At 42.4% G+C, this 21629-nt stretch carries 19 protein-coding genes and 2 pseudogenes; 14 read left to right on the plus strand and 7 right to left on the minus strand.

Annotated elements, in window-relative coordinates:
* Together QT974_RS02375 and QT974_RS02380 are read right to left on the minus strand one after the other, a co-directional pair.
* Positions 1-465 (minus strand): annotated as a pseudogene (locus tag QT974_RS02375) (AAA family ATPase); the annotation flags it as partial.
* A 102-nt stretch (positions 466-567) separates the two neighbouring features.
* Positions 568-1104 (minus strand): annotated as a pseudogene (locus QT974_RS02380) (LabA-like NYN domain-containing protein); the annotation flags it as partial.
* 537 nt (positions 1105-1641) lie between these two features.
* On the opposite strand from QT974_RS02380, the gene QT974_RS02385 reads away from it, so the two are divergent.
* Positions 1642-1776 (plus strand): hypothetical protein, encoded by a 135-nt coding sequence (locus QT974_RS02385; RefSeq protein WP_333466928.1) that lies wholly within the window; start codon positions 1642-1644, stop codon positions 1774-1776.
* Between the two features lie 12 nt (positions 1777-1788).
* On the opposite strand, the gene QT974_RS02390 is transcribed toward QT974_RS02385, so the two are convergent.
* The 5 genes from QT974_RS02390 to QT974_RS02410 all read right to left on the minus strand — a co-directional run bounded on the left by QT974_RS02390 (position 1789) and on the right by QT974_RS02410 (position 6812).
* Positions 1789-2322 (minus strand): hypothetical protein, encoded by a 534-nt coding sequence (locus QT974_RS02390; RefSeq protein WP_333466929.1) that lies wholly within the window; start codon positions 2320-2322, stop codon positions 1789-1791.
* Between the two features lie 109 nt (positions 2323-2431).
* Positions 2432-2617 carry a hypothetical protein gene (locus tag QT974_RS02395; RefSeq protein ID WP_333466930.1) on the minus strand — a complete coding sequence of 62 codons (186 nt, stop codon included), beginning with the start codon at positions 2615-2617 and terminating at the stop codon, positions 2432-2434.
* Between the two features lie 274 nt (positions 2618-2891).
* A complete protein-coding gene (locus tag QT974_RS02400) occupies positions 2892-4595 on the minus strand; it encodes a serine/threonine-protein kinase (protein WP_333466931.1) in 1704 nt (567 codons plus the stop codon).
* A 144-nt stretch (positions 4596-4739) separates the two neighbouring features.
* A complete protein-coding gene (locus tag QT974_RS02405; protein WP_333466932.1) occupies positions 4740-6461 on the minus strand; it encodes an NB-ARC domain-containing protein in 1722 nt (573 codons plus the stop codon).
* Positions 6462-6677: 216 nt separating this feature from the next.
* On the minus strand, positions 6678-6812 hold the full coding sequence (locus tag QT974_RS02410) for a hypothetical protein (protein ID WP_333466933.1): 135 nt from the start codon (positions 6810-6812) through the stop codon (positions 6678-6680).
* 324 nt (positions 6813-7136) lie between these two features.
* Here QT974_RS02410 and QT974_RS02415 point away from each other — a divergent pair, with 324 nt between their 5' ends.
* The 13 genes from QT974_RS02415 to QT974_RS02475 all read left to right on the plus strand — a co-directional run bounded on the left by QT974_RS02415 (position 7137) and on the right by QT974_RS02475 (position 21500).
* On the plus strand, positions 7137-7457 hold the full coding sequence (locus QT974_RS02415; protein ID WP_333466934.1) for a hypothetical protein: 321 nt from the start codon (positions 7137-7139) through the stop codon (positions 7455-7457).
* 33 nt (positions 7458-7490) lie between these two features.
* On the plus strand, positions 7491-9035 hold the full coding sequence (locus QT974_RS02420; protein WP_333466935.1) for a type IV secretory system conjugative DNA transfer family protein: 1545 nt from the start codon (positions 7491-7493) through the stop codon (positions 9033-9035).
* 12 nt (positions 9036-9047) lie between these two features.
* On the plus strand, positions 9048-9800 hold the full coding sequence (locus tag QT974_RS02425; RefSeq protein WP_333466936.1) for a hypothetical protein: 753 nt from the start codon (positions 9048-9050) through the stop codon (positions 9798-9800).
* A 13-nt stretch (positions 9801-9813) separates the two neighbouring features.
* Positions 9814-10650 carry a hypothetical protein gene (locus tag QT974_RS02430; RefSeq protein ID WP_333466937.1) on the plus strand — a complete coding sequence of 279 codons (837 nt, stop codon included), beginning with the start codon at positions 9814-9816 and terminating at the stop codon, positions 10648-10650.
* Entirely contained in the window at positions 10651-11595 is a 945-nt protein-coding gene (locus QT974_RS02435; RefSeq protein ID WP_333466938.1) for a hypothetical protein, read from the plus strand. It abuts the gene before it with no gap.
* 220 nt (positions 11596-11815) lie between these two features.
* The gene (locus QT974_RS02440; protein WP_333466939.1) at positions 11816-13762 is read left to right on the plus strand and encodes a hypothetical protein; all 1947 of its coding nucleotides are present in this window, start codon (positions 11816-11818) and stop codon (positions 13760-13762) included.
* 5 nt (positions 13763-13767) lie between these two features.
* Positions 13768-14850, plus strand: coding sequence for a hypothetical protein (locus tag QT974_RS02445; protein WP_333466940.1), 1083 nt, complete (start codon positions 13768-13770; stop codon positions 14848-14850).
* Positions 14792-16099 carry a vWA domain-containing protein gene (locus tag QT974_RS02450; RefSeq protein WP_333466941.1) on the plus strand — a complete coding sequence of 436 codons (1308 nt, stop codon included), beginning with the start codon at positions 14792-14794 and terminating at the stop codon, positions 16097-16099. The genes QT974_RS02445 and QT974_RS02450 overlap by 59 nt, the downstream gene beginning before the upstream one ends.
* Entirely contained in the window at positions 16063-16920 is an 858-nt protein-coding gene (locus QT974_RS02455) for a hypothetical protein (RefSeq protein WP_333466942.1), read from the plus strand. The genes QT974_RS02450 and QT974_RS02455 overlap by 37 nt, the downstream gene beginning before the upstream one ends.
* A 47-nt stretch (positions 16921-16967) precedes the next feature.
* On the plus strand, positions 16968-17888 hold the full coding sequence (locus QT974_RS02460) for an ARC6/PARC6 family protein (RefSeq protein WP_333466943.1): 921 nt from the start codon (positions 16968-16970) through the stop codon (positions 17886-17888).
* Positions 17885-19324, plus strand: a complete 1440-nt coding sequence (locus QT974_RS02465) for a serine hydrolase (RefSeq protein WP_333466944.1) — start codon at positions 17885-17887, stop codon at positions 19322-19324. Before QT974_RS02460 ends, QT974_RS02465 begins: the two co-directional genes overlap by 4 nt.
* A 42-nt stretch (positions 19325-19366) precedes the next feature.
* On the plus strand, positions 19367-20923 hold the full coding sequence (locus QT974_RS02470; RefSeq protein ID WP_333466945.1) for a vWA domain-containing protein: 1557 nt from the start codon (positions 19367-19369) through the stop codon (positions 20921-20923).
* 172 nt (positions 20924-21095) lie between these two features.
* Positions 21096-21500: a hypothetical protein gene (locus QT974_RS02475; protein ID WP_106331265.1), complete on the plus strand. Its 405-nt coding sequence runs from the start codon at positions 21096-21098 to the stop codon at positions 21498-21500.
* Positions 21501-21629: the final 129 nt, after the last annotated feature.

Raw genomic sequence — 21629 nt, forward strand, 5'->3', positions numbered from 1 at the left:
GGTGAAGATTTCTAAAGCCTGTTGATAACAACGAATTGCCTCATCTAGATTCTCGCCTCGGTTGCCGGTGATTTTGTTTCTGTAGGCTTCTCCCAGATTATTTTGAGTCATTGCCCAATATTCGGCAAAATCGGCACGGGTGAAGATGGTTAAAGCTAATTCGTAACCAATAATTGCGATGTCTAGGTTACTAGCCCTGTTACCTTTAGGGAATTGCTGAATTCTATTGCTGAAACTTACAAAATCTACTGCAATATTTCGAGTTTGTTCTGGTGCGACTTGGGAGAGAATGTGGTTAGCCCAGTTTTGGTACTGTGCAACTAAGGTTCGATTGAGTTTGTCTTGGTTAGCCGCCAGGATGGGATAGATGATTTTTGCATCACCATTGCTGTCAGAGGTGGCTTGCAATATTTCACCCAAAAAGGCGAGATATTCTTGATTGTCTTGCTGGTGTTGTTGGTTCATGTTTTTTTGGTAAATGTTGTGAGTCTGTTGTGAATGAGCTTTTTTTTACCGCAGAGGGCGCAGAGGAGTTTGAAGGGAGGGAATGAGGGAGGAGAATTACTGAGTTTTACAAACTTTGTCTTTAATCTCCTCTAAATTAACATAAGAATCTGCTACATCAATCAACGCCTCGCTCGTCATTGACCTTAAACTCACTACCTCTACTCTTGCACTTTGAGCGCTTACTTGATGCAGCGCGCAAGCTAAATCTCCATCCCCACCCACCAAAACCACCGTGTCATATTGCCCCGCCAAACTCACAATATCCATCGCCATCTCTACATCCAAATTCGCTTTTTTCGATCCATCAGGCCGCTGCAACACCGGCTTGGACACCACCCGGAAACCGTGATGCCGCATCCACAACAAAAAGCCCCGCTGTTTCTCATCCGCAGCTTCTACTCCAGTATAGTAAATAGCCCGAAATAAAGTATCGTCTCCTACTAAATATTTGAGGAATTTGGTATAGTCAATTCTGATTCCCAATTCCTGAATTGCATAAAACAGGTTAGCGCCATCAATAAATATGGCAACTCGCCCGCGACCTGTTTTTGTAGGTACGGATGCTAACCGTTTGAGGGCCGCTAATTGCTGCTGCATTTCATGGAGTTTCTGAGTCCGATCGCCCAATTCATCCGCGCGATCGTCCAAATCGCTTACCCACTGTTGCAATTGAGTAATTTGCTGCTGCAACTGCGCTTTCTCCAAGGTCAAAACTCGTTCCTGAATCGAACTGATTTCCACCGCATCAAGGCGATTTTTCATTGTGCGAACAGTCGTTATTTCTGCTGTCGCCGCCGCCAAACGCTGCTGCAAAATTTCCTCAAAACGGCGGCGGTTAACTAAACTCAACCCGTAGCACAAAGATAGAGGAATTGCAACCATTGTCTGTTGGGAAACCGCCGCGATCGCTGCTGTGACCAAAGTTCCCCAAAATGCCGTCTGTTCGGCGATTTTGAGCTGCTGGGAGCCGATCGCCCGCAACAGTTGTTTACCCCAAAATTCATTTTCCGACAGTCGCAGCCCCTCAGACGGGGCGGTAACAGGTGGGCGCCGAAGTGCGATTAGATTAGCCATTTGATTCACAATCCTGAGTAGTAGTTATGATATTTAATCGACTGGGCACAAAACCTTAATATGCAAAACAATTCATGCCCAGGCGATCGCAGCATCCACAGGATTTACCCAAAAAACCCCGGTTTCTACCAAAAATCGCGCATTTCTCCGAGAAATATTGAGGTAGAAACCGGGTTTTTAGGCCCGGATGCGTAAGTCTCGATCCATTTAGCTGTCGTGTTGCCGGCGATGGGCGATCGCATCTCCCAGCAAATTCAACAACTCATCGGGCATCCCATCTAAAAACTGTTCGGCTAAATCTTTGGGGCCCGGATCGACACCCGTTGCTAACACCGCATTTAATCTGGGCATCGCGTTCGAGTCCACCAACTGAATTAAACCGCTCAAACACCGATTAAACAAGCATTCTGTTACGTGAGCATCCTCGATCGGCAACTCAATAGAAGCGCGAACTTCGCCATCCGTAGGATCGTATTCAAACCGCAGCATCTTGACTTCCCAGCTAATAGCCAGCATTGTCTGAAACAGGAGGCCCTTATAAAGGCAGTCTTTCACCGCCAGCAATTGCGGCGCAACGAATTGCAGAAATTCGCCATTTTCGCTAAGCTGGATGAAGATTACAAAATTATCGACATTTTCAGCTTTGACACCAGTAATGACGCGAGTATTATCAGCATCAAATTTGTACTTCCAGCCGCGTTGTTCGAGACAGTGGGCAATAAAAGGGAGTGTGGTAGCCATGAGTTTTGTGTTCCTAATATATAGATGATTTTCAGGTTGACAGCAGCGCCTTTGTGCGCTGCTATTTGTATATCGGTTAAGCAATCAAGAATTATGCGAGCGATTTCTGTTACTTGCCCCCAGGTGGAGTTCTTGGACATTCGCAAATGCCAGTGGTAGGGATAATAGATGAAGGGCGATCGCTCGGTGCAGCTACAGCAGCATTCGTTTTCGGTTCTAAGTACATACCGTTAATCAAATTGGCAACTAACAGCGAAATCAAAGCTGTTTCTAAGACTGTAAATGGCCTTTGCATGATTGACTCCTACTTCAACAGGGGTAAAGAAACTTGAGGTTTTGCTTCCCTCTGTTTAGATATCGGTAGTATTGGGGGATTTTTATGCAAAGGCGATCGTTTAACAGCTTTTTTGTCTGTTACCGTTTTCGACGCAACTAGCATAATTAGTATGGTCGTCAGTTGGGAAAACCCAAATTTTTCGGACTAAACTCAAGACTGACGCACCATACAAGCTGAATAATGGTGCGATTCATCTGATTTTCAAGCTATAATCGACAAAACTTGTTGTATATTAAGGTATTGGAATACTTGTCACCCCATCATTTCTTTGAACTTCCAAGAACTTTTTTCCTTCAATAACCCACTTGTCCAGTTCCGGCTGATATTTTTCCTTTGGAGCGTATTTCAGGCAGTTGTGCCAAGCCGTAAATGCCCCGCTGCGATCTTTTTGAGCTTCTCGTACCCGCGCTAGCAGACAGTACGCAGAAGCCCGATCGCTATCAAGGGCGATCGCGTCATTTAATTGTATTTCCGCCTGCTGATAATCCCCCATTTCCAACAGTGCCCAGCCCATATTCTTATGTAAAGCCGACTTTAAATCGACTTCTTTGACAAGCAGTAATCCTCTTTTCAGTCGAGGAAAAGCAGCCGAATACCGTTTTTCCAGAATATCCAATCGAGCTAAATTATTCAGGGATTTTTCAGGAACTTTTACTACCGCTTTTTCGTAGCTATCTCGCGCCGCCAAAAAGTCTCGGTTTGCCTCAAAAATTAAACCTTGAATATAATGAGTTTCCCCCAAGTTGGGATCTAAAATCAATGCTAAATTCAGATTAAACTGAGCCTCATCGAACCTGTCAGCCACGTAATTATCAGCAGCAACATTACTTAAAAAAACAGCCCACTGAGGGGCAAATAATTTTAAAATGATAATGCCCAAAAACAGCGATACACCTACCCCTAACCCAGCCAGACGATAATTAATCCGATTTAATCTCCCGTAAGGGTTTCTAGTTCCAGCTTGACGAAAGAACCTTGCAACAGTTAGATGACTGCACTCAATTCGATCTAAACGCTGCAAAATGTTGCTGGGATTTTGAGGGCGATGCTGAGATTCAGCAGCCATCATCTCGTCAATTAAATCTGCAAAATTAACTGAAATTTGTGGCGCAAATTCTCGCCAAATCAACTCTTCTGTTGCTGTTGTCGCTAAATCATATGGGTGATTCCCAGTTAGCAAATGTACAAAAGTCCGCCCCAAGGCAAACAAGTCAGATTTGGGAATTGCAGTGCCATGCTCTTGTTCAGGAGGTGTATATCCTCGTGATAAAATCAGCGTAGTATCTCTATTTTCATATTTATCAATATAGGTATCCGAAGTTATTTCTGTTGCAGCACCAAAGTCAATGAATACTAGGCTTCCGTCAGGACAGCACATAATGTTGCTGGGCTTAATATCTCGATGAAAAAAACCTTTGCTGTGTACCCCATTCAAAATTTTTGTTAGTTGCTTCAGCCAATCAAGGGCTTGATTTTCAGAAATGATTCCGTTTTCTTTCAGCCATTGTTCGAGATTTTTACCTTGAATTTCCTCCATTGCTAAACAGTGCAGCTTATTACCATTAATGGTTTCAAAAGTAAAGTATGCTCCAGGGAAAACTTTAGGTACTTCCAGAGATTGGAGACAGCGTAATATCAGTTCTTCTTGCTGAAACAGACGAACTACATTGGAATTGGTATCATCGGTTAGCACTTTCAAAATCTTGGGAATATCCCAGCCTGCTTCCTTAAATCCAAAATCTTCTAATTCAAAAATTTGGGTGCGATCGCTTTGATGTAGCATTCTCACCGCTCGATAGCGGTTATTGATTAACAATGGCGTGCCACAAGCAAGGCAAGTCTCGGAACCGTAAAGGTTTTGACGCTGTTGACACTTAGGATTGATACAGTAGCTAACACTCTCTTTTCCCAACATTTGCTCATCAAAGCTATCCATTATTTCTTCCTCCTCGACCTCCGCTTAAAAAACTTAATATTACAGCAAATTTCACGTTTCTGAAGTATATCTTAGGTTGATCAATCCCCTAGGTAGGGCAGGCTAAGGTGTCCTTACACTTCATAAACCTGGAATACACTGTATTTATCTGACAAGTGATTTTTGCTGTTTTTTCTGATCGCCTTGTGTGAGATTTTTTTCATCTACTTGCATAACTGCTAGCAAGTTTTGGAAGTTATCTTGAATGTACCCTCTTTCTAGTAGAGGCTGATTTTTAAGCACAGAATAAACTTTATTTAACTGCTCATAGCCTTTGCTATTAGTTTTAAACAACTTAGTCAGATGATTCTTGACAGTAATGGCGATGGAATTTTGTTCCATAGCAATTTTCTTGGTTGGAACTAGCTGCGGATTTTTCAAAACCAAATGGCTTGTGAGTAGTTTAATTTTGTTTTCATCAAGTTTGGGGTTTTTAAGGAGATCAAAAATTTCGGTGCAAACCTGGTTTGTCAATTGCTCCGTCACGTATTGCATTAAAACTTGATGCAGCACGAACTCAGTTTGACCGCTGCAAGTATTTTTATCAATCAACTCCCGTCGCAGCAGCGAAGATAAGGCTTCTAAAATCTCCGATTTAGATACCGGAAATAAAAGATAGTCGGCTAACTGCTCTAAAGAAACGGGAGAACCTTCGATCGCCAACCAATATAGAATCGCTTTTTCTAAATTTTCCAATCTTTCAAATTGGTCGTTCAATAAAGCTTTGATTCCTCCAAATACAAAAGTTTGGCGTTTGAGAAATTCAGAGACTTTGCCACTAAACAATTCACGAATAGCAGGAGCGACAAGTTTTAATTCTAGGGGATTTCCTTGATAAATCTTAATCAGTTCTGTCCATTTTTCCTCATCTAACAAATCTTGAGCTTGAAAAATATCTCGTGCTTCTGTCTCCTGTAATCCTGTCAGTTTTAAAGCTCGAACTGGCGAACGCTCGCCCACGAGGAGAGTGATCGCCTCTGGTACTTCCCGCGTGACGATTACTAAGCAGCTTTTATGCTGTTGTTCTGCAATTCTTTGGATTAATTCGCCATACTTTTCATAGCCTTCTCGATAATGTCCGGCTAGCTTAGTCGGCTCTAAGATTGTTTCCAAACCGTCCAGCACGATCAGACATTTGGAATGTCGCAATTTTTCTATTAGTTGTGAGATTCTTTCATCCACATCAACTGGTAAGTTAATCTGGGGCGATCGCTCAAAAAATTGCATCAAGTAAGTTAAGAAATTGGCGAGGGTTGGTGCTTGACGGAGCGATCGCCAAATCACGGACTCAAATTCCCCCTGAAGTTGTTGGGCTAGCTTTACCGACAGAGTTGTCTTGCCAATCCCGCCGACTCCACTCAACACTACCAAGCGGCAGTGTTCTGTAATAATCCACTCCGTGAGTTCACTGATTTGTTGAGTGCGACCGCAGAAAACGGAAATATCTGGGGCTTCACCCCAATCAACTAGCAAACTCTGAGGATTTTCGCCAGAAATCAACGCAGAGTCAGACAGCAGCGGTGTTTGAGGGGATATCATCTGGGGTGACATTTGTCTGGAGGGCGATCGTAAATGCCGCCCCAGTGCCGCGCGGAAATTAGCTTTGCTGACTTCTTCTCCAAAAGCTTCGGAGAGCAACTTCCAGAACTTGGGCCCGACATCTCGCATCAGGTAATTCACCTTATATTGAGAACTCTCGGCCATTTGCTCGTAGGTCATCCCCAAACACGCCCCGCGCAAAATCGCTACTTCTGGGTCGCTCAGGTGTCTTTCAGTTTCGGTAAAAACCTTTGTATCTATAAGTTTGAGGGTTTCTTCAAATTCCATTGCTTTACTAAATGTTGCGATGCACTGTCTCGAATGACTTCACCATAACCCTAAGTTAACAAAGCTTTTTAGTTGACTGACTTATGCAGTATTATTTTTCAGAATTATGTTATGTTTGGTTATGTATTGCGGTAAAGTTCAGTGCGGTTTTAGAGCAGTCAAGTCGTACCCTAACCCTTGATGCCCTGTACCGGAGGTCACAGGAACAGCCAGCAGCTACAGCATATTCCATTTTTTATACTGTCTGGAATTTGACTTTAGCAATTCGATCGCAATATTCCACTTCTCCTTGTCAGCATTGCCCGGAAGGGCGATTTCCGGTTTGCTCGTACACGATTCCTCGGATTCCAAGATTAGCGAACAGATATTTGTCTGAGTCTGATGGCAGCAATCCTGATGCAGATGAGTTCGTTAGAGCTTTGCAATCAGTTTATGGAACAAAGTCGGTTCGTTGACTAACTTATGTCATGTGACGATTTGAAATATGTTATGTTTTTGTATGATATAAAGTTAACCACTGTTTAGAAGGCAATCAGTCAAGCGGTAGGCGATCGCCTTGACACCCCCTATCACAAGTCAGAGAAACAGTCAGCAGTTAATTTGCGTGCTTCTGGGGCGATCGCCCTAAAGTCCGATCGCCTCTCAAATTCTAGTTTCACAAAAGGATTGATATTCATGGAAAAATTCCCACAAAAACGAAACGAAGAGCCGAATCATGAGCAAAAAATTAGGAACAACATAGAGCGAAAAGAGATTGGCAAAGGAGAGAGTCAACCAAAAACTCAAAAAACTACAACTCAGGGACAGCAAACAGCAAACAGCCCAAACCTAGCTGAATTCAAACAAAAGTTAGCTGATTTGAGAGCACAAACACCTACTCAACAACAGCAGACACAGCTAAGTCCAAATCAACAAAAACTTGCAGCCCTAAAACAAAGCGTTCCTCAAAAATCCCAGTCCACCCCAACTGCAAAACCACCATCCGCTTCTCTCTAGCCGATCGCACTGCCTCGATCCAGAAACACAAATATGGAGAAATTTTTCGATTGGTTTTTGATCCAGACAATTCAACAAACCTGCAAGTTTCTGGGCTGGATATTTCATCAAACCTTCAAATCAGTCCGTGCTGGTATCAGTAGTAAAAACCTTCTAATTCTTGGTCCAGGAGAGACTTTAAAACCTTGGGTGAGATATCGAGAGTTGTTTGATTATTCGCAAACAGCGAATAAAAAAGAAGCCATAAATTTAGCACATGGTGATGCTAAAAACGGCGACTTTTGGTTGGGAAAGTATGTCACTTTTAGAAATAGCAAAGCTAGATCGACAACTGACCTTTGGATTCCCAACCAGTTTTTACACCAGCACGTTTTGATTGTCGGTGCAACTGGTGCAGGTAAAACTGAACTGTTGTTGAAATCGGCGGAGAGTTTGATGCAGAAAGGCAATTTGGTTTGTGTTGATGCAGCGGGATTTTTGGGCGATCGCCTTGCCAACTTCGCTCGCAGTGCGGGGTCAAAGTTAGTTTGCTGGGATTTGAGTGCCACTAAGAATCAAGTTGTTTGGAACTTTTTGGAGGAATTGGAAAAATTTGGGACTGAAAAGGAAATTAGGGCGATCGCCCAAGCTTTATACGGCAATTTTGAGCCGACAGATGCCAACGCTGCTTTCTGGAGCCGCGACATCATGTGGTTGACTGCCATTCTCGGAGTAGTTATGGAAGCGCGACGGCAAAATTTAGTCAAACTTGACCCTAGCGATTTACCAGCTCTTGTCATGGACAGATATGCCGTCGAGGGTTTATTAAATAATTTGCCTCAAGCAAATGCACAGTGGGGTTCGGATCTTTATTCATACTTGAGTCTTCCGGACGATCGCTTTGGATTAGATATTAGTTTCCTACAAAATAAGCTTAGCCCCTTTAAAGATCCAGGTGTCAGAAAAATTTGCGATGGCGCAAGCGACATTTTTTTACTACAAGCCTTAAACGGTACCTCCAGACATACATTAGTAGTCGGTCAATCCCTCGCTGATGGCAAATTTGGTTCGTCTTTGGCAGCAGTAATGATTAGCTATGTAATGAATGTGATGTACCGCCGAATGAAAAATCCCAAGCACGATTGGATGCCCACTTATATTATCTGCGATGAAGCTCCTCGCTTAAAAAATATTGACTATGAAGAGTTAACAGCAATTGGCCGCAATGCCAAAGTAGGTGTATTTTTGATGTGCCAATCAATAGATCAATTTCCTGAAAAAACTCTGCCAGCACTCAACAACTGTCGGACTCAAATCTTTTTGCAGGGAGTGAGTCACAAAACAGCGGATTGGCTGAGTAAACCTTTAGGAGAATATCAAAGGCAGGTGATGACTATGAGTGTATCTGGAGGGACGGTTGGCCCCAGTCCTCTTAATCGAAAAGATGTCGGCTACGAACGAGTTCCTATTTTGGGGATTTCGGAGATTAGCAATCGGCCTTTGGCTGCAATGCCGAGTGGATTGAGTGCGATCGTCCGGGTGAATACTTCGCAAACACCGACAACTAAACCTTTTTTAACAGATTATTCAGCACAGTAGGAGGTGATAGCGATGGGGATAATTTATATTGGCGATCGGGAAACAGGTAAAACTTCTTTGGTATTGGATCTAGCTAATCCTAAAAGTAATTATGTAAAAGTTATAACTCCTGATTATGAAAATCTTAAACAACAGCTATATGATGCCAATTTGGAAAGAACAAAGGCAACAGATGCAAATGAGGCAATTTACAAAAGATTACTAGAAATCCAGGTTCAGCTACCAGCAATGACAAAGCAAATTACTTTAGATTGGCTAGATACCCCAGGGGAAATATGGCGAAGTAGTTGGCAATCTGCAAACCCCGATCGGTGGCAGATTTTTTTAGAAACAATTCTACAAAGTGAAGGAATTTTACTGATTGTTCCACCTTATCGAGAAATTCTTAAACCTGATGTCAATAATCCAGAAGATTTTATCAATCAGGAGCAATGGTGTAATCGATTTAATCGATGGGTGGATTTCTTTCGTTACCAATGTCCGAAAGTACGGCATTTAGTAATGTGTTTAAACAAAGCAGATCTTTTTTGTGACATTCACAAAGAAGCATCACAATTAGAATATATTCCTCATCGTTCCAAAATGAACTGGCAGCAACGAGATGCCTATGTCTTTCAACGGTACTTCAGACCGATTCAACCTCAAATTGACCAAATCAATAAAAGTGTATCGGGGCTATCAGTTCGTTGCTTCATTACTAGCATTTACAATCGAGCTTTGTTGGAATTGCCTTGGATTTATCTAGGGAGCTTTTTAGCTAAGTAAAGGAGTCAAAATTATGGGAAATATTTGTGTAATTGGGCCGAGAGCTTCAGGAAAAACAACTTACTTAGCGGCTTTAGCTTATAAGAGACGAACAAGTAAGAACTCACAAAAATTTAATATTCAACCTCTGGGCGATGATTCAAGGGAAATTGCAGACAAAGCAGAGAATATTATTTGCCAAGGAGCATCTTTTGAACCGAATAAAATAGGAGGATTGACGAAAACAGTTGATGATTTGCCTCTGTATTCCTTTAATATTGAGATTCAAAATCATTGGTTTACGAAGCCAGAGTCATTTCAGCTCAACGTTAGAGATTATCCTGGGGAGATATTTGAAAAAATAGCCGATCGCAATCAGTCAGATCCAATTTGTGAAGAGTTTCTCGATGAGTGCTTAAGGAAAGATGTAGTAGGTTGCTTAATTCTCCTAACTGCATGGGACCAAGCCGCAGACACTTTGTACAACCAAGTGATAAACAGGTTTATAGACTTAATGGACTCTCACGATCGCACCGACGACCTCCGGCTAGCAGTGGCGATGAGCAAGTCTGAAAGGGGAGAACTTTGGCCGGGAAGGTTAGACCCAGAAACAGATTTATTTAGATTGCATCTCCCCAGAACCAGAGATAGTTTGCGGGAGCGAATTACATCCCAAAATCTCCGGTTTTATGCAATTTCGACATTTGGAGTATTGCGGCGAAATGACCCCAGACCAAACCGCATTGATGAACAGGGAAAATTTGGCAAAGCTTCGGTTTTAAGAGATGCACCTCACTGGCAGCCTTATAACTTGATAGAGCCTCTTTATTGGCTGAGTCAAACTACTAAAGTAAAGGGAAAGGTTAAGTAAATGCTGGATTGGTTAAATCAAAATAAAACAAAAAGTTCAAGCAGTTTAGATTTCCTCGATCGCAATAGCGTAGTTCGGATTATTGGCGATCGGGGTTCCGGGAAAACTGCCTACATCGCATCCTTAGCTTATTGGCCAAATGCCGATCCTTCGAGTCCCGTTCAGACAGTGACATCGGGTAACTCTGAAACACAGGAACTGGTTGCTAAAGCTCAAAATATCTTAGAGCAAGGTCTACAAATGGAAGGTAGCGATCTGAATGACCGTGTGGCAGATGTAAAAGATTACTCCTTAACTATCGTTCTCAAAGGGCAATTTAGCTTTTTACATAAGGTCAATACGGTCATAAAAAATGTTCAGTCTGCCATGAAACCACAGCTAGTCCAGTTAAACATTAGCTGTCAAGATTACGCCGGAGAGTTTTTTGCTGACTTGCTTCATAAAGTAGGCGACTCGAAGTTAGAAGACTACCTAGAAAATTGCTTGTTGGCAAACGGCATTATGTTTCTAACAGATGGTACAACTCACCGCAAAGATTCTGAGTATGCTAGCGGTCTCGATAAGTTTTTAGTAGCCATCGATCGCACTGATATTAGCAGAATCCAGCGACGCATTGCCTTTGTAATGACTAAATGCGAACAGTCGGAATTGTGGGTGAACCGGCACAATCCCAGAGAATTAGCTCAACTTCGTTTTCCTAAAACTTTTGGGAAATTGCAAGCATGGCAACAAACGGGAGGCGGTCAAGTAGATTACTTTACGACTTCTGCTTTCGGTGTGTTGGGGAGCAAACATCCAGAACCAAATTCAGTACGAATCAAGCGCGATCGCGATGGCACGACTTCTTGTATTAAAGACCCGAAACGCTGGCGACCTTTTGGTTTAGTAGCCCCCATTTACTGGCTTTGTACCGGCGAACGACACAAAGAACTAGATAAGGACTAAAAAAATGAATTCACCAATCGTTAAAATTCACGAATTTAGCACCGGTATTCAAGCAGAAAAAACCCCCGACGGCGGGTGGGTATCGCGGGGATTTACTGGCCAGTATATAAACAGAACGATCGAGCCAATTCCGGGCGCTGTCCAAAGCGCGATTTCCAATCGAGAATTTGCTGTTGCTGAAGGTGCATCCAGGGACAATCCTGCAATCATTGGCCGCGAAGTGAGTGATGATACCCAAAATTGGTCAGTCATTGCTGTCGTCACCAGAGGTGGAGACGATCGCGGACGTAGCGCTTCCATGTATCGTTACTTTCTCTGCGAAGGGAAGGGCAATTTATGGAAGATTTTGACTTGGATCGAGTCTGAACGCCAAGGGGGACGGATGCCTGTTTTCAACCCCTTTGAAACGAAATATATAGGGCAGCCGAATGAATTTTCTGTTCCCAATCAACCTCAAATTTCTCTGCGCCCTGAACTCGAACAATTACTGGTTAATGATGTTCCAGTTATTGTTCCTTTTGGGGAGCCATGTACGACCTTAATTGTCGATCGAATGGCGACAGAAAAAGCCAGAGCCAACAATCAGCTTGTCGCCTGGGCTTTTCAAGTAGAAGCATTGGAGCAACTCAGAGGTTTTTTGGTGATTCAGCCCGCTAGCGAAAAAGCCGAGGAATTGTTGCACAGGGCGATGGCTAGCACGCCTCAATATACCGCCCCCATTGCTAGGGAGTACGAAATCAAATCCGCAATTAAAGGTTTGATTAGCCGGGACAAAGTAAAGCCGGAGCAAGTGGAAGTAATTGAAACATCAATCAATCAAGTTAAAGAGAGCGACTGGGAAGTAATTTTTAACGGACAAGGGTCTTCCCAGGCTCTCAGACAGGGAATTTACAGCCCTCAAATGGTGCGTCTTTTGACCCTGAGAGCGATGGTAATTCCCCAGACATTGCCTGAGTTTTTGGATTGGATGCAGCAGCGGGGAAAACAGGAGGATCATTATCAAGTTTCTGAACATTTTCAATCTGAAATTAAAAATTCTCTCAGCGGAATACCGGGGAATACACAGAATTTTATACTCAAAGTAAGTCAAGGAGTAAAACTAATTATTCCCAGGCTGGTTGATCGGCCAAAATTGTTAGATGGTGTTGTCTGGTTGTTAAGTTCCCCTTATGGATTGTGGAAACAGATTTATTCTCAGCAAATTGCTTTAGATATTGACCATGATTTAAGATTAATGAATCCTCAAGTCAAGCACTCACCCAATATATCTTTCAACGTCATTAATAATAGCGAATGGAAAGAATTGTCAAATCAGCTACAGCTTTATTGGCCACCCCGCTCTTGCCCGTCTCAAGAAAAATATCAGCCTTTAGCTGACCTATTCGGTCAATTAGAGTTTCCGCAGATAGCAGCCTTTTTCTATCATATAGGATATGGACACGTACCAAAAGAAATTTTTTATCAAATTTCTCATAAAGGAGGTCGGTATTTTAATGTTTATGGAGTCCGAATTGAAAGACAAGTGACTCTCCCTGAAATTTTGTTGTGGCTATTAAGAGAAATAGGAGGAAAAATCGTGCCACTCGCCTTTGTAATTCCGTTGATGACATTGACATTTATAGTTGGTTTGCTAGGAGGAAAGCTTTTATTTGAGCAACCTTATTCCCAACGTATAAATCCATCCAGTATTACTACACAAGATAATTACGGGTCATCTGATTCAGCCAATCAGCAGGCTTCCAAATCCAAAAAAGACTCTAAAACGAATCTCGGTATTCAAATACCTTCAGATAAAAAGAAAGAGGCTTTGAGAAGATTTGATGAAACCGCTGAAGTGATAAAAGAAGAGGTAGTTAAGCAACTGAAACAAGAAGGATTCGGTCAAGAAGAAGTAGAGTCACAAATAAGAGATGAACTTAATTTACGTCTTGATCCTCAAGGTCAACAGCTTGATTATCAAGATATTCTAAAAGTAGAAAACACTAATCAAACCACAAAAGAACAATGGATTCAGGCTATCTATAAATATCAGATGGATAATCAATTGCCACCATTGGGTTATATTAACCCAGATAATAAGCCTACGGCTAAGAAGTTGAAAGAAGATATAAGGAAAAAGCTACTAAATAAACAACAATCACCTGACAAACTACTGAAAGGAACTTAAATATCATGAGAAGCTACCTGTACATACTCGCGGGCATAACATCAGCCTTAATTGGCTGGAACCTCGGTCAAGTATTCCTCACTGACTTAGGTTTACTGAAGACATTTCCCGAACTGATACTCTTCCCCTGCATCGGAGTGGCACTGAGTGTTGCAATGGTGTTTACTGAAATTTTTGTCAGTACCCCCACTAGACCTAAATTGTGCTGGCGAATTGCCTTGTTTCCCCTGAGCATTGCAGCAGGATTAGGGATATTTTTTGGCTTGATTTCTGGGGGCATTGCCCAGATTGTTCTCTTGCCACAAATTCGGTTTGATACTCGAATTTTGAGAATCGTTTGTTGGCTGTGCATCGGCGCTTCCACGGGCATTGCTGAGGGGGTTACTTGGCGGTGGCACAGCACGGAGGCGGGAGATGCCAAGCGTTTTTGGCAGCGCTTCCAGACAAGTGTAGTTGCCAGCATTGCAGCGAGTTTGGCCGCGGTTTTGATTTTGGAAATCCTGGGGCAAATCGGAGTTTTTTCGGGGGTACTGAAGGGTGTGGCAGACCCCTTGGGTTTTTCGATATTGGGAATGTTATTGGGTTTTGGATTGAGCCGATCGACATCTCCTAGCTACATGGCTGCTCTCCGGGCTGGTACTGGTTTTGAATACACAGGAGAAAATTATGACGATCAATTTGGTAGCTCGAACATCGCACCTGTTTATCCTGCGATCGATAAACAGCAGGCAAAACTCAAGTTTGTTAGCGATAGTGAATCCGACAAAATTGAGGAAGGTTTATCAATTCAACTGCCAGAAAAAGGCATTATCCGAATTGGTTCTGCTGACCAAGCTCACATCAAAATTCCGGGATTGCCTCTTCATCTTGCTGACTTGGAAGTGAAAGCCCGTGAAGCTATTCTGAAACCTAATGCTAAGTTTTACGGCAGTATCGAAGTGAATGGAAATCGCCTGAATTCCCGCGACAATATTTCTCTCAAACACAACTATCTCCTAACTTTTTACCAGAAAGATGAATATACAGCCAATGAACAGAAATTCTACCGATTTGTTTACTACAATCGCTTCCTTGACCCGCAAGCTTAGTCTATCTGCACTGCTGGCTTTTTCTCTGGGAAATCCCGCCTGGAGTCAGGCAAAAACTGCGGAAATTGTCGGTAAGCCCACAGTAGAAGAGGATCGAGTGACTGTCCGCATAAAAGTCAAAGATGCTAACGATAAACCTGTGATGGGTTTACAGGAGACTAATTTTAACCTGATAGTCGATCGCAAACCACTGGAATTTCGCAGCAAAGATTGGAAAAGTCCCGATGAAACCATACCACCTCCGGCTTTCATTATTGTGCTGCTAGATTACAGCGGCAGTATGCAGCAAAAAGACAGCCAGGGTACTAGCAAGATAGAAGGAGCAATGAAAGCCATTCGAGAATTTACAACAGAACTTGGTAATCGCTGTCCCAAGAATTCAACTATTGAATGTCCCAAACCCCAAGTGTCAATTGTCCCCTTTGGTGACGCAGGACCGAATTGTGCAGGGAATCCAGTTAATCAGGATGTATTAAATAAATTTTTCCCGGCTGGGGATTTCAAATTGAATAATTATTTGGAGTTCTTAGCTGGTCAAAAACCTTGTGCTTCTACAAATATTTATGAGCCTCTGGGTAAATCAATTCAGTTTTTGGCAAACGAAGGCGATCCGCGTTTTTTTGTACCCGAAAATTCCGATTTGCCGAAGCCAAGGTTATCTGTTGTTGTCTTATCGGATGGCTATCATAATAAACCTAATGAGGAGCGAGATTTCAATAATTTATTAACGCTATTGAAACGCAATGAAAAAATCACAGTCCACACTTTGGGTTATGGTTTCACACCAGCTCAGTTGGGGCAGAAGTATGGTTTAGGAAGACCGGCTAAGCGTTCTGATATTGGTAAGGGCGATCGCAAAGTTCCTGAAGAGGAATTTGTGGACGAAAATCGTTTAGCAGAAATCGCTAAAGTGACGGGCGGTATCGCTGAGTTTTCCCCTAATTCTCAGGCGGTGTCTGAGAAGCTGAAATTATTTATGAATGCTCTTTTGGGCGAGTACCAAATTAGCTACCAGCAGCCGGATGCCGAACGCGGTTCTAAACATGATGTTGTGGCCATCGTTCAATCGGATGGTGCTTCTAAAGTGCAGTCAGAATCAGCATCTTATACGATCGCAGTTTTTGGGCGATCGCTCCCATTGAATACTCGCATGATGATGCTGCTAGCGGTGTTGGCAGTTATAGGTGCAGGGGGTATTTTACCCTTTTGGCTATGGGCAAATCATTTAAAGCAAGAAATGGAGAATTAGAGATGAAAAGCCTTCATTACTTCACAAAAATATTGGCTAACTGTTTACTGTTAATTAGTTTTGCGTGTGCTGCTATGCCTAACATTCAAAATCAATCTTTAACAACTTCAAAGGGATGTTTAGACAAACCAGAATTGTCACTAGATAGTCAAAATGTGAAACTTGTCGTATTAGGAGAGCAGATGTTAACAGAATCTGGAATTGTCAGTCAAAGTAAATCGATAGGATACGCTTTTGAAGCCAAGGCTAATCAAAAACTGACCTACAAAATGGATAAAAATGTTTGTATTTGGATTTTCACGCCAGATAATCAACTCTTAAATACAGGAGTTTTACCAACTACTGGAAAGTACATAATTCAAGTATCTGCACCACAAGGATCTACAACTGTTGACTTATCTATGGGTTTAGATGTTGCACAGACTTCTCCACCAAGTACACCTAATTCCTCAGCAGTGACATCCGCGCCTTCTCCAGAAAATATACCTAATTCTGCCCCGCCTGCCAATACCACTGCTACTCGAATTTCCCGATCGAACTTTCCCAAAGCCAGTTGCGGAGATCCTCTACCTACCAATCCTAATGATTATCCGGTTGATTTTTATCCGGTTTATCTACCCGACAGCGAAGCTAATTTACAAATAGCGCAACGCTTTTGTCAAGATGCCTTATCGAAAAGAAGAAAAGATAGTCGAACAAGAGCAGTTCAAGTAGCTGCATTTACTAGCAAGCAAAGAGCCATAGAGTTTAGGGATTTTTTGAATTCTGAGACTAGCGGTGCAAGCATAGCACCTTCTACAAGAATCCAAAATAAGCCTTGAAAATCAACTACTTGGACTGACAGTAAATCTTAAAAAATAAAAAAGCAATGAAACTGAACAATCTTTGGCTGTATTTAATGTTGATAATAATTGGTGGATGTAGTGCTGCTTCTTCCAATCCCAATTCTAATGCAGGATTTGCCGGTAGCACTTGCCCCGAAAAACCTTCAAGCACTTTAGACTCAAAAGATGTCAAAGCTATTTCCATAGCTACTTCTGGAACTACCAAAGAATCCGGTCAACTTAATGGGGGTAAATCTTTAGGTTATACCTTTGAAGCTCAATCAGGTCAAAAGCTCAGCTATCAAACTAAAGACGATATTTGTATTTGGATTTTCACACAAGATCTTACTCTTTTGAGCAATACAGATTTGCCTAAGTCAGGAAAATACACGATCCAAGTTGCAGCACCAAAAGGCAGTACAACTTTTAACTTAGAAATGAGTTTAGGCACTTTACAAACATCTACAAGTTCTGTCTCTCCTGTCCCTTCTAGTCCCCAGACGACCTCTAATAATCCTTCAAATACACCTAATAATTCTCCAAATACATCTCCATCGAATACCAACAGTAGCGGGTTAACTCAAGATCAAGCTAGTCAACTAATTGCCAATTGGTTAAATGCAAAGTCTCAAATATTTTCTCCTCCTTTCGATCGTCAGTTAGTAGCAAACTACACGACAGGTCCACTATATACAGATATCACTAAACCCGGAGGTTCGATTGATTGGTTAAACAACAATAATTCCCGCTATGACTATAGAAACTCTCGCATAACTAAAGTTTTCTCTTTTGATAATTCAGGAAGTCAGCCAGCAATGAAAGTCCAAATTTATGAAGAACGTACTCTTTATGGACCGAAGGGAATTGACTCGAACCAATCAGGTTCATCTACAAAAAATTACATCTATTTCTTTTCTTCGGAAAACGGTTCTTGGAAAATTTATGATTACAGGACTGCTGAATGATGCGAAACAGAATTAGTCAAATTAAAGACTTTTCATTGGCAATGCCATTTATTCCCTACCTCTTCTATCTGGTTATACCCACCTGTTTGATAGGAATTATGTTTTATTATCTAACTAATAACAAGGTGAGCGATACAATTTCCTGTAAGACCAACAATCAACTTGGCTTAACTCAATCCAATCCCCAAAATATCCAAACAGATATCAGAAGCGGTGAAACTACTTGCTATCTTTTTGATGGTGTTGCAGGGCAAAATATAACGATTGATACTACTAGCAAAACTACTTTGTTAACACCAAATAATAATCAGTTAGTATTGCTAGGTACTTCTCAATACACTTTACCGGAGACAGGAACTTATACTCTAAAAGTCACTTCCTCTAAGGATAAAGAACCCTATCAACTTAAGATAGCACTAGACAATCAAGGAGCTATCGCCACTTTTCCAGCAGGCGCAAGTAAATATCCCTCCTCTTCTAATCCTAATTCTACCGTTAGAACGCAACTTAGTTATAACGTCAAAAATCCTCCATCTTTTAAGTCAGACTGGCAACTGCAAAAAATTGTTGATGATATTTTGGGTACGATCCAAGCTCAAGGTTTATCAACGAATAATGTATCTATCAGTCTTGTCAAGCTAAGCGATCGTAACTGCTGTGCCTATGGTTCCTATTCAGATAGCCAGGCCATATTTCCTGCTAGTGTATCTAAGCTATTTTGGCTAGTAGCACTTTATGGACAGTACAACGCAGGTATTCTCCAAGAAGCAACAATCTCTGAAGGAGAGATTTATAAAATGATTCAAGATTCAGATAATGAGCCTGCTAGTCGTGTTGTCGATACCATAACTGCTACAGAGTCAGGTACAGAACTAACACCAGAAGAGTTAAAAACTTGGATTGACAAGCGTCTTTGGGTGAATCATTTTTTTGAAAGTGCAGGATATAGAAATATTAATGTCAGTCAAAAAAACTTTCCCATTCCTTACTTAAAAATGAAAAGCCCGGATAAGGGTAGAGATTTACAAATTCGAGGCAAGGGAGTATTGCCTATTAGAAACTACTTAACGAGTTTTGATGTCGCTCGGCTTTTATACGAAATAGATAGCGGTCAAGCAGTTTCAAAAGAATACAGCAGCAAAACCAAAAAGTTATTAAGCAGAGACTTAAACCCCGATGTCTGGAAAAAAAAGGAATACAATTCTATTGGAGGCTTTTTTGCCGAATCATTACCTCAAGATAGCCGGGTATTTTCCAAAGTTGGGTGGACTTTGGACAGCCGTCAAGATGCGGCAATTATTGAAAGCCCTGACGGAAAAGTGCGCTACATATTAGTAATATTTGCTGACAATCGGGGCTTCGCGGATGATTGGAAGATATTTCCAACAATTTCGCGACAGGTATACGATCGCATGGTTAATTACAGCTCAAATTAATAGTGATATCTCGTAAATGTTTAAGCAATAGGAGAACGCAGAATGCAAAACTTTTTCGGACAATTAAGACAAAAACTTAGCAAACCCATACTTTTCGGTCTGTACGGAGCAGTGGGCTGCCTCGGCGCCGCAACATTATTAGGTGAAGCTTTCCTAGCACTAACCAAACTTCCGCCAACACCCCGATCGCCCCAAGCCATCGTTTTATTAATCGACTGCTCCGGGAGCATGAATGAAAACAACAAACTCCAAGAAGCCAAATCCGCCGCCAAAGCTTTTGTACAGCGACAAAACCTTTCACAAAATAGCCTCGCCGTCGTTGGATTTGGCAGTAACGTTCAAGTTGCAGCGCCCCTGAGCGGCAATAAACTTATGCTCGAACAAGCGATCGCCCAACTTTCCGATGGTGGCGGCACGAGGATGGACATCGCCATTGAAGCCGCAGCACGAGAAATAAAGACAAATCCCCTCCAACGTCACATCCTACTATTTACTGACGGACAACCGGGCTATACGGGAGCTAACCGGCGACAAGAAGAAGCCAATACCCTCACCGCAGGAAAATCAGCCAAAGCTCAAGGAATCAACCTGGTTGCTGTGGCTACCGGCGACGCCAACACCAACTTTTTGACTAACCTAACAGGCGATCGCTCCCTTGTTTTCTATGCCAATTCCGGCAACTTCGATCGAGCATTTCGCCAAGCCGAAGAAGCCATTTATGGCAGCCAACTCGTGGAGTCTGGCTCAACAGGGGACTACGGCTTGCTCTATTCCGTTTTACGCATTGGCGGGTGGACAGCACTCCTGGCGATCGGCACATCTTTAGCTCTCATTGCCGGCCAAAACCATTACTTGCGCCGCCGCCTCCTCACACCCAGTGAGGGAAGTATCGGTACTGCGGGTGGCCTCGCCGCCGGAGTTGCAGCAGGGGCGATCGGGCAACTCTTATTTTTACCCGTCGCTAGCATCCCGATTCTTGCCCTTGGTGGCAGAGTCATTGGTTGGACTATCCTCGGCACCTTCCTCGGCGGCGCAATGTCCTTCTTTGTCCCCAATCTCGAAATCCGTCGCGCCCTACAAGCTGGAGGTATGGGTGGTGCAGCCGGGGCGATCGGTTTCCTATTAGTTTCTGCCACTTCTGGAGATTTGGTAGGGCGACTGGTAGGTGCTGCGATCGTCGGTTTTTTCATTGGTTTGGCGATCGCCCTAATTGAAGATTTGAGCCGAAGAGCGTGGCTAATCGTCCATTGGACACCAACAGAACAAACTCCAATCAATTTAGGTACAACACCTGTAATTTTTGGCAGTTCTGAAAATGCTCACATCTACTTACGGAAAGACTTAGGTTATCCGCCTGTTGTAGCCAAAATCTACCTCAAATCAGGAAAAATTATTATGCAGTTTGATGAGGAAATGCAAAAACAAAAAGGCATGAAAAATTTGAGGCACGAACTAGCCAATGGCGACCGGAGAAAAATCGGAGAGGTGATGATTGAAGTAAAAACTGCTATAGACATCTCCCATAATTATTGTGGAACGGGCATCTTGCCTGTTCTTTACAGGCTTTTTAGGAGATGTCTTATGAAGAAGTTGCCATGAATTGTAAAAAAGGCGATCGGACTAAATTTCATATATTAATCATTAATGATTTACCAACTCCGACCAAAGAAACCGGGTTTTCACCTAATATATGGGTAGCAATGAAGTATTTTCGTAAAAAACCAGGTTTCTATAAATCCGCGCAGTTTGCAAGATATTTGTAGGTAACTCAATGAAATCAAACACGATCAAATATACCCTTGCTCTGAAAGTTAAAGACTGCCCAAACCCTGACGAGGACTATCAATATAGTCTCAGCCTCAATCTGCATCAGGAAAACAACCCAGAGAAAATATTCACCTCCGAAATTCTACAAAGTATGCGAACCAGCTTGCAAAACCAAAGTCAATGTCTAATCAACGATAATCACCTGAATCAAATGATAAATAAGTGGATTCAAGATATCAAAGAAGGATATCGATTCAGTACCATTACTCTTGATTTGCCTCCGCTGATAGCTGAAAAAATCAACCAATTGCAGGAAGCGGGCAATCAAGAGATGCCGACCCCTATCTATCCAGATTTATCTGAGATAGCGCCCTGTTGGGGGATGCTACCGCCGCTGAATTTTTGTTGAATTTTGCACCGCGATCGAACAATACGATTCAGTTAACACTGTTAATTCCCCGGAGATCCCCCTAAATCCCCCTTAAGAAGGGGGACTTCGCAGCACCTTCTTGTCCCCCCCTTTTTAAGGGGGGCTAGG

The organism is Microcoleus sp. BM001215392 (assembly GCF_036700185.1).
In the GTDB taxonomy this organism is placed as follows: domain Bacteria; phylum Cyanobacteriota; class Cyanobacteriia; order Cyanobacteriales; family Microcoleaceae; genus Microcoleus.

Coding starts and splice junctions, on each gene's coding strand:
- QT974_RS02420 (WP_333466935.1), top strand. CDS start 7,491: ATGGAGAAATTTTTCGATTGGTTTTTGATCCAGACAATTCAACAAACC.
- QT974_RS02425 (WP_333466936.1), top strand. CDS start 9,048: ATGGGGATAATTTATATTGGCGATCGGGAAACAGGTAAAACTTCTTTG.
- QT974_RS02435 (WP_333466938.1), top strand. CDS start 10,651: ATGCTGGATTGGTTAAATCAAAATAAAACAAAAAGTTCAAGCAGTTTA.
- QT974_RS02475 (WP_106331265.1), top strand. CDS start 21,096: ATGAAATCAAACACGATCAAATATACCCTTGCTCTGAAAGTTAAAGAC.
- QT974_RS02405 (WP_333466932.1), bottom strand. CDS start 6,461: ATGGAATTTGAAGAAACCCTCAAACTTATAGATACAAAGGTTTTTACC.
- QT974_RS02415 (WP_333466934.1), top strand. CDS start 7,137: ATGGAAAAATTCCCACAAAAACGAAACGAAGAGCCGAATCATGAGCAA.
- QT974_RS02430 (WP_333466937.1), top strand. CDS start 9,814: ATGGGAAATATTTGTGTAATTGGGCCGAGAGCTTCAGGAAAAACAACT.
- QT974_RS02455 (WP_333466942.1), top strand. CDS start 16,063: ATGGGCAAATCATTTAAAGCAAGAAATGGAGAATTAGAGATGAAAAGC.
- QT974_RS02390 (WP_333466929.1), bottom strand. CDS start 2,322: ATGGCTACCACACTCCCTTTTATTGCCCACTGTCTCGAACAACGCGGC.
- QT974_RS02395 (WP_333466930.1), bottom strand. CDS start 2,617: ATGCAAAGGCCATTTACAGTCTTAGAAACAGCTTTGATTTCGCTGTTA.
- QT974_RS02470 (WP_333466945.1), top strand. CDS start 19,367: ATGCAAAACTTTTTCGGACAATTAAGACAAAAACTTAGCAAACCCATA.
- QT974_RS02450 (WP_333466941.1), top strand. CDS start 14,792: ATGAACAGAAATTCTACCGATTTGTTTACTACAATCGCTTCCTTGACC.
- QT974_RS02460 (WP_333466943.1), top strand. CDS start 16,968: ATGAAACTGAACAATCTTTGGCTGTATTTAATGTTGATAATAATTGGT.
- QT974_RS02465 (WP_333466944.1), top strand. CDS start 17,885: ATGATGCGAAACAGAATTAGTCAAATTAAAGACTTTTCATTGGCAATG.
- QT974_RS02445 (WP_333466940.1), top strand. CDS start 13,768: ATGAGAAGCTACCTGTACATACTCGCGGGCATAACATCAGCCTTAATT.
- QT974_RS02400 (WP_333466931.1), bottom strand. CDS start 4,595: ATGGATAGCTTTGATGAGCAAATGTTGGGAAAAGAGAGTGTTAGCTAC.
- QT974_RS02385 (WP_333466928.1), top strand. CDS start 1,642: ATGCAAAACAATTCATGCCCAGGCGATCGCAGCATCCACAGGATTTAC.